Origin of the sequence: Cetobacterium sp. (assembly GCF_048470075.1) — a bacterium.
GTDB lineage: Bacteria > Fusobacteriota > Fusobacteriia > Fusobacteriales > Fusobacteriaceae > Cetobacterium_A.
This window is the reverse complement of the sequence record NZ_DBGBQB010000351.1, coordinates 1-7916: the sequence shown is the minus strand read 5'-3', so window position 1 is coordinate 7916 and position 7916 is coordinate 1. Positions and strand designations below refer to the sequence as shown.

General features: G+C 30.7%; 9 protein-coding genes. 6 read left to right on the top strand and 3 right to left on the bottom strand.

Translation table 11 applies throughout. The features are described from left to right. Positions 1–19: 19 nt before the first annotated feature. A complete protein-coding gene (locus ACMOUI_RS12245) occupies positions 20–982 on the top strand; it encodes a hypothetical protein (protein WP_418965974.1) in 963 nt (320 codons plus the stop codon). A gap of 419 nt (positions 983–1401) precedes the next feature. On the opposite strand, the gene ACMOUI_RS12240 is transcribed toward ACMOUI_RS12245, so the two are convergent. Continuing rightward, positions 1402–1776 carry a hypothetical protein gene (locus tag ACMOUI_RS12240; RefSeq protein WP_418965973.1) on the bottom strand — a complete coding sequence of 125 codons (375 nt, stop codon included), beginning with the start codon at positions 1774–1776 and terminating at the stop codon, positions 1402–1404. Between the two features lie 61 nt (positions 1777–1837). Further along, a complete protein-coding gene (locus tag ACMOUI_RS12235) occupies positions 1838–3172 on the bottom strand; it encodes an MATE family efflux transporter (RefSeq protein WP_418965972.1) in 1335 nt (444 codons plus the stop codon). A 122-nt stretch (positions 3173–3294) separates the two neighbouring features. Here ACMOUI_RS12235 and ACMOUI_RS12230 point away from each other — a divergent pair, with 122 nt between their 5' ends. From ACMOUI_RS12230 to gltS, 3 genes are all read left to right on the top strand, one after another. Then, positions 3295–3585: a GNAT family N-acetyltransferase gene (locus ACMOUI_RS12230; RefSeq protein ID WP_418965971.1), complete on the top strand. Its 291-nt coding sequence runs from the start codon at positions 3295–3297 to the stop codon at positions 3583–3585. Positions 3586–3657: 72 nt separating this feature from the next. Then, positions 3658–4305 carry a diphthine--ammonia ligase gene (locus ACMOUI_RS12225; protein ID WP_418965970.1) on the top strand — a complete coding sequence of 216 codons (648 nt, stop codon included), beginning with the start codon at positions 3658–3660 and terminating at the stop codon, positions 4303–4305. A 159-nt stretch (positions 4306–4464) separates the two neighbouring features. Further along, on the top strand, positions 4465–5661 hold the full coding sequence (gene gltS / locus ACMOUI_RS12220) for a sodium/glutamate symporter (protein WP_418965969.1): 1197 nt from the start codon (positions 4465–4467) through the stop codon (positions 5659–5661). A 31-nt stretch (positions 5662–5692) separates the two neighbouring features. Here the strand turns inward: gltS and ACMOUI_RS12215 are convergent, their stop codons facing one another. Further along, positions 5693–6100 carry a hypothetical protein gene (locus ACMOUI_RS12215; protein WP_418965968.1) on the bottom strand — a complete coding sequence of 136 codons (408 nt, stop codon included), beginning with the start codon at positions 6098–6100 and terminating at the stop codon, positions 5693–5695. Between the two features lie 317 nt (positions 6101–6417). On the opposite strand from ACMOUI_RS12215, the gene ybaK reads away from it, so the two are divergent. After that, positions 6418–6891 (top strand): Cys-tRNA(Pro) deacylase, encoded by a 474-nt coding sequence (ybaK, locus tag ACMOUI_RS12210; RefSeq protein WP_418965975.1) that lies wholly within the window; start codon positions 6418–6420, stop codon positions 6889–6891. 22 nt (positions 6892–6913) lie between these two features. Beyond that, positions 6914–7916, top strand: a 1003-nt coding sequence (locus tag ACMOUI_RS12205) for an AEC family transporter (RefSeq protein ID WP_418965967.1), incomplete at its 3' end; no start/stop codon positions are given.

Here is a 7916-nt window from a genome sequence, read left to right as displayed (position 1 = left end):
CTATAATAGGAGAAGTCTTATGAAAAAACAAATTATCTTTTTACTGTTTTCTATATATTTTTTCGCTTTTTCATATGAAGTAGGACCAACTATAAACCATAAATTAGCAGGACAAACTGGAGACCTTGGTTTTGGAGCTACGCTTGCTGTTGGAACTGGAAGCCCTACATATGTTTGGAGGCAATATAATGAAGATTTAACATTTACACTAAATGATGTAACTTTAATGGAGATAGGAAGTGAAAGAGGAAATGCACAAGGAGATATTAAGACTGAAGGAACTCCACTTAGAGTAAGCGCTCCCAGTGGAATGAGTATTCGCATTAGTGATCCAAGACTTAGCAATGCTAAGGGCCCTGGATTTGAACGTCTTGAGCTTAAAAAAAATGGTAATACAGAACTTGGCGTACATATAGTTCTAGGTAGAACTTCTGGTAGATTAATGCAATTAGCAAGAGTCTCTGGAGATTTAGTTGTGGGCATACCTTGGAGTGTTCCTGATGGTACTTATACCCTTTCTACTGAATTTTCTGGAAATCTTACTATTGTAAATGACAATGGAAATTTTGGAAGTACTTCTGGAAACCAGAGAAGCCCTACTAATACTTTTGATTTAATAACATATCTTCAATTGAATATTCCAACTAAGATGAATTTTGGAAGAGTGGTTTTTATGCCTGGAGTAAAACCTATAAAAAGAATAGGAAAGATTAAAATTTTAGGTGGACAAAGACAAAATATTAAGCTATCTCTTGGTGAATCTAAAGTTTTTATGAAAAGAGTTGGTGGAAATGAAACTGTTCCTCTATTCTTATTACTAACTGATGGTCATACTAATAGTATCAATGAAATGAACCTAACTTTAGATGCCTCTGGTAGGAAAGATTTACAATTTGAAGCTAGAATAGAGCCGGGATTATATCCTGATGTCCCTGAGGGAAAATACTCTGGTATCGCTAAATTTCAAGTTAGATATAACTAAAACAGGTAGGAGAAATGGAAATGTATTTCCTTTCTCTTACCTGTTTTTTTATTAGTAGCGAACATTTATTTTTATAACTCTCTTTTTAACCCCTAATTTCTATAAGACTAGAGATACTTTTGCGAACAAAAGTTTTTTTAAAAAGTTACCTAGAAACACTTTTGAAAAAATGATACCATAATAGGAACAACTAAAAATTTAGTATCTTTGGAAATACTAAAAGGAGAGAAAATATGAAAAGAAAGTTGAAATTAGTATACTTAATAATAATGATTACTTTAGTAATAGACTGCACAATATAAAAATTAAAAAAGTATAGGCTTTGTTCTAAGAGATTTAAATACAAAAAGCCCAAGAAAATTTGCTTTTTTTAACAAAATTTCTTGGGCTAAATATTTTTTAATTCATTACTTTTTATCTTAAGGTATTATTTTTTTACCATTCTCCTCTGGTTCTTTTCTTGATAGATGTATAGTCTTATTTACAGCCATCTCTGAATATTTATCTAATATTGCAGGTAGGTCTGAAATCTCAACTAGCTCTATATATAGTGGATTCTCCGCTATTTTTGAAGCAACCTTATAATGTTTTTCACCTTTTACATCTATTTCAAAATCTCCGTCAAACTCACCATAAGTGGGATTCAATTTAGGCTCTATCTCTTTTACCATATCTGCTACAACCATTGAAAATATTTTTTTTACATCCTCAACTCCCTGAGCTTTAGACATTCTAGCTTTATAATCTCCCCAATATTTGTTTTCTACCTCTGAAAATGATTTTTTGTATGCCATTTTTTTACCTCCTCAACTCTAGTTTATACAAGTTCATATGTTTGTTATTTACGATAGCTCATTAATTATTCCTTTTTTCTTTTAACTTTTTATATACCAGCATAAAATAACCTAAAAAGAGAAAAGCTGCGCTCCAATTTATAATCAAAATTCCTATCCAAAGCCCCTCAATCCCTTGAAATATCTCAATAAATTTTGAAAAACAGATAATAGGCATTAAGAACTGCCTATAAAATCCCATTATCATAGAAAATTTTGGATATTTTAACCCTCTTAAAACAGCGTCACATATATTTATAAAAATATATGAATTAAACGTAAATCTTTCCACAGAAAAATACCCTTTTCCATACTCCAAAACTTCAGAATTTTTTGTAAAAATTTCAAATAGATAAGGTAATAGATAATTTATACTAATCATCCCTATGCTCATAATCATAACTCCATAAAACATAGTTTTAAAAAAAACCAATTTTATTCTTTCAAAATTTTTTGCACCAAAACTTTGACCAGTAATGCTCAGTGCAGCACTATTTAAACCAATAGCTGGCAATAGTAATAGCTGTTCTATCCGAGTTGAAATTCCATAAGCTGCAATAGCGGAGCTTCCACCAACCTTTTGAATATAGTGATTTATAACAAATACACCCAGAGCTATTGTCATCATATTGAAACTAGCTGGTACTCCCTGATTTAAAATCGCTTTTGTGTTCTCTAAAGTTGGTATCTTTATTCTATAACTTTTTTCTTGAATCAATGGAGAATTTTTTACTTTCTGATATAGATATATATTTCCTACCATCTGTATTAAAATCGTTGCTATTGCAACACCATCTGTTGTTGTTTTCAGAACAAATATAAAAAATGGATCTAAAATAACATTGGCAAAAAATCCAATTATTAAAAAATTTCTATAGATAGTTGTATTTCCTTGAGCTACCAATATCCCGTTAAATATGGAGTTAATGCAAAAGAAAACAGAACCAATAAATATCCATTTAGTATATCTCATACCTAAGATTAGTTCCTCCTCTCCAGCACCCATCAATAAAAAAAGTTCCCTATTATACTTGAGTCCTATAATAGTTATCAATACCCCTGTTAAAATACCTAAAAACATACCATCTTTTGCTAATTCCAATCCTTTAGAGTTGTTTTTTTCTCCAATGGAATTGGATATTAAAGCACTGAGACCCATACCCAATCCAGAACCTAAGGAGATTAAAATAAAAAAAACCGGAAAGGATAATGCCAACCCTGCCAAGGCCTTTACACTTATAAAGCCTGTAAAATATGTATCGGTTACATTGAAAAGTGTATTAAATAAAAATCCTACACTAGAGGGTATTGCAATTTTTTTTATACACATATCTAGGTTATCATTTACTAAGTCCATTTTTACTCCTTTAGCCTTTTTAATTTTCTACTATTTTTACCAACTTTTCCTTTTATTTAAAAAAGATAACTCTCTTTTCAGAGTAGAACTATTTTAAGAAGAATTTTTTTGAGGAGGCTTTTATGAAAATTATACATGATGAACAAAATTTTAAATTTTATATTTTAGATAATGAGGATATGGAAGTGGCTGAACTACTATACTCTATTGATCACAGTGATAAAAGTATTAAATTAAAATCAACTTGGGTTGAAGAGGAGTATCGTAACCAAAATTTAGCTACTACTCTTACTGAATCTCTTGTGGATTACGCTATATTAAATGATTTTAAAATTGTCCCTATCTGCTCCTTTGGGAAGGTTTTCTTTAAGAGATATAGGGATAAATATAAAGATATTATATTTTTTGAGTAAATTTAACTTGTTTTTATTATCTTATTTTTCTATAATATTTACATAACGGATAAAATAATTTGGAGGCTTAGTATGGGAATAAAAGTTGTCGTTTCTTTCAGCGGAGGAAAAGATAGTATGTTATCTTTACATAAAGCAATTTCACAGGGTTATGAACCTATTGCTCTTATGACAACAGTTAATAAAAATAAAGGAGACTCTTGGTTTCATGATATATCAGCTAATCTTTTAAAGCAGGTTTCATCTGCTACAAGTATTCCATTGCTTCTAGTAGAGTGTGATGGAGACAATTATGAAAGTATATTTGAAGCAGCTTTAAAAAATATGAAAAATTTAGGTGCTGAGGCTTGCGTTTTTGGTGATATAGATATTGAACACCACAGACAATGGGGAGAGGATAGATGTAAAAATACGGAGCTTAAAGCTATATTTCCACTGTGGCAAGAGGAAAGAGAGGCACTTGTTAAAGAGTTTATTGATTTAGGATACAAGGCTATAATTAAAAAAGTTAATTTGAAAAATATGAACGCTGACTTTTTAGGAGAAACTCTAAGCTATGATCTTTTAGATAAGATTAGAGAAACTGGCTCTGATGTCTGTGGAGAAAATGGAGAGTATCATACTTTTGTCTATGATGGTCCTCTTTTTTCTAAAAAAATAAATTTAAAAAATACAGGAGAAGTAATTAATGAGAATACTCTTGTATTGGGAGTTTATTAAGGTTATATATATTTAATAAATGATTAATACATATAATAAATAATTGATATACAGCATCAATATGCTGTATATTTTTTTTATATTTGTATATTTCATATACTCTATGTACAATTAATAGTATAAAAGTTAGTAAACGAATCATTTTTTAGGAGGAAGCATATGTTCACACACACATTTAATATGGCAGAAACTTTGGCAATTGCAGTTTGTTTATTACTAATTGGAAGATGGATTAAAAGTAAAGTTTATTTCTTTGAAAAATTCTTTATACCAGCTCCTGTTATCGGTGGGGTTATATTCTCTATTATCTCTCTAATTGGATATAATATGCAGCTTTTTGTCTTTGATTTTGATGGTTCTTTAAAAAATCTTTTAATGGTTGCTTTTTTCACTACAATAGGGTTTTTAGCAAGTTTAAAAATGCTAAAAAAGGGTGGAATCCAAGTATTTACCTTTCTATTAGTTGCTGTAATCCTTGTTGTTATTCAAAATATTGTAGGCGTTTCTTTAGCAAAAGTTTTTAGTTTAAATCCATTGATAGGAATTGCTGCTGGATCTGTCCCTCTTACAGGAGGACATGGTACATCTGGAGCTTTTGGTCCTGTTCTTGAGTCTGCTGGAGCAACTGGTGCAATGTCTGTTGCAATAGCATCCGCTACATTTGGTTTAGTTGCTGGTTGTCTAATAGGTGGTCCTGTTGGAAAAAGACTTATGGCTAAGCATAATTTACAATCTCCTAGAGAGGTTGAGATGTTCCTAGATGGAAATGAGGACCCATCTGAAACAAAACTACTTTTAAATGAAGACCTTTTATTTAGAGCTATTGTTTATATCGTTTTAGCAATGGGAATTGGAGGGTTCATAACTCCTTTAGCTAAAAACTTAGGTATAGTTCTTCCTGTATATATCGGTCCTATGATTGTTGCCGCTATTATAAGAAATATAGCTGATGGTGCTAAGTTAGAGATACCTTTAAATGCCATCAATGTTGTTGGAAATATAGCTTTACAACTATTCCTTGCTATGGCTCTTATGTCTATGAGACTTTGGGAACTTGCAGCTCTTGCTATCCCACTTGTAGTTATACTTTTAGCTCAAAAAATTGTTATGGCTCTGTATGCATACTTTGTTACTTTTAGAGTGATGGGAAAAGATTATGATGCTGCTGTTATGGCAGTTGGACACTGTGGTTTTGGAATGGGAGCAACACCAAATGCTATGGCTAATATGGAGTCTTTTACAGCTGCAAATGGACCTTCACCTACAGCATTTTTCGCCCTTCCACTTGTGGGATCACTTTTCATAGACTTTGTCAACGCATCTATTATAACCGTATTTATCAATATGTTTTCTTAAAGCAAAAGGAGAGTTAAAAAACTCTCCTTTTTTACTGGTTCAATATTATTCTTGTTCCATCAGCCATCTCTAAAATTTGGCTTCTTTGGTCTGAATAGATTACCTTAGCACCAGCTCCTCTTCCATTGCTATATCCCCGATTATATCCTTGATTGTTATATCTTGGGGCTTCATAGTAATATGCTGGAGCTCCAATATTTCCATATTTTCGATTAGCATTTTCTATTACAGCTTGTCTCTCATAACCTCTACGTATTTGAGTATCTAATCTTCTTAAATCTTGTTGATGTCTATATTCACTCTGATTGTATTGCGATCCTAGAATTAAGGCAGACCCAGTAACTATAGCAGCTCTAGTTCCTCCATCTAATCCTCCCCACCAACTTGCATAACTTAGGGAAGAAAATAGAAGTAATAATGACAATATTCCCTTTTTCATTTTTATCACTCCTTATATGTTGATAATATATTATAAAAGTTTTTACAGCAAAAAGCAACTTTTGTATATTTTTTACTTATTTTAGTTATTCATCTATGATATAATTCAGAGTATAATTTAATATTACCACACTTTTACAACACCAAGGTCGGAATATTAAATTTTATTTTTGACCACTTATATTGTATATAATTTTATAAAGTTATTTTTTATCCCTTAAATTGAGGAAGTTAATAAGAACTATAAACTATTTTACAACAATAATGGACAAAATTTAAATTATAATTTATTAGAGAAGGGAGGCCAATAAAATGGCTATAAAAAAAACTAATGCAATGAGAGAGCTAGATAAGGCTAACATTAAATATGAAGTTATTGAATATGAGGTTGATGAGGACTATTTAGGTGCTATAAGTGTCGCTTCTAAAACTGGAGCAGATATAACTAAAGTTTTTAAAACACTTGCATTAACAAATGATAAAGATGAACTTTTTATCGCATGTATTCCTGGAAGTGATGAACTTAACTTAAAAAAAGTGGCTTCTGCTGTAAACTCTAAAAAAGTGGATATGTTGGAGTTAAGTAGATTAAAAGAAAAAACTGGTTATATAAGAGGGGGATGCTCTCCAATAGGGATAAAGAAAAGACATCTTTCATTGATACATGAAAGTTGTTTACAAAAAGATTTTATACTTATAAGTGGTGGGCAAAGAGGATTACAAATTAAAATTAATCCACAAAGTTTAATCGATTTTCTTAATATGAGAGTGGAAAATCTTATTATTGAATAATTTTTTTGGGAGTGTAATTATAATGAATGCAACAAATGCTATTATCTCTATGTTATCTGATAGGAGTATTATTGGAGTGATGTCATCTTCAATTTCTATCATGATTTTAGGTTTTTATTTGGGTAAAACCAATAAATTGAACAGTTCTTTTTCAGTTCCCCTTGGGGAGATTATTTTATCAATATCTATACCTGCACTGTCTTTTAATGCCTTTATGAAAGACTTTGATAAAGCAACTTTTATCAATGGTATAAATATTTTGATTTGGAGTTTTTTAATACATCTATTTTTAATGGGTATCGGTAATCTTTTCTATAAAAATTTGGACTTAGAAAAGCAATTAACCCTTAAAATAATGTCCGTATTTGGAGGGGTAACTGTTTTCGGTATCCCTATTGCACAGGCACTTTATAGTGATCTTGGAGTTATATACTCATCTATTTTTTCCATACCATATAGAGTTCTTCTTTACTCCTATGGTTTTATTAAAATGTCAGGTATTAAAATGGATAAAAAAAATATAAAGTCTATGTTTTTAAATCCAGTGATTTTGGCAACCTTTATTGGGCTTTTTATATGGATATTTCAAGAATATCTTCCCCAAGTAAACATAAGTGGACAAAATTATGCATTTTTAAGAATTGATAAAACAGCTTTTTGGATATATAAACCTCTAGCTTTTCTTGCAGGTCTATGTTCTCCATTAGCTTGGCTAGCAGCAGGATTAAAACTTTCAGAACTTTCAATTAAAGATTCTTTAAGAAATTCTATCGCTTGGCAATTCTCTCTTATAAAAACGCTTTTTATTCCAATTTTAGTTTTAATCCTTATTTTTGGAGTTAGCCATTTAGGGATTCTTCAGCTTTCCAGTATTAGTCTGGGGGTTATTACTATAATGATGGCTACACCTACAGCCTCTGTTGTTATAGCTTACTCTTTAAAATATAATAAAGAACCTCTTATCACTTCAAGCTGTTCTTTTTTATCAACTGTTTTTAGTTTGATTACAATACCTATTTTAATAG

Excerpts from the sequence above, each read along its gene's own strand:
- ACMOUI_RS12215 (WP_418965968.1), bottom strand. The coding sequence starts at position 6,100 with ATGAAAAAGGGAATATTGTCATTATTACTTCTATTTTCTTCCCTAAGT.
- ACMOUI_RS12230 (WP_418965971.1), top strand. The coding sequence starts at position 3,295 with ATGAAAATTATACATGATGAACAAAATTTTAAATTTTATATTTTAGAT.
- ACMOUI_RS12235 (WP_418965972.1), bottom strand. The coding sequence starts at position 3,172 with ATGGACTTAGTAAATGATAACCTAGATATGTGTATAAAAAAAATTGCA.
- ACMOUI_RS12225 (WP_418965970.1), top strand. The coding sequence starts at position 3,658 with ATGGGAATAAAAGTTGTCGTTTCTTTCAGCGGAGGAAAAGATAGTATG.
- gltS (WP_418965969.1), top strand. The coding sequence starts at position 4,465 with ATGTTCACACACACATTTAATATGGCAGAAACTTTGGCAATTGCAGTT.
- ACMOUI_RS12245 (WP_418965974.1), top strand. The coding sequence starts at position 20 with ATGAAAAAACAAATTATCTTTTTACTGTTTTCTATATATTTTTTCGCT.
- ACMOUI_RS12240 (WP_418965973.1), bottom strand. The coding sequence starts at position 1,776 with ATGGCATACAAAAAATCATTTTCAGAGGTAGAAAACAAATATTGGGGA.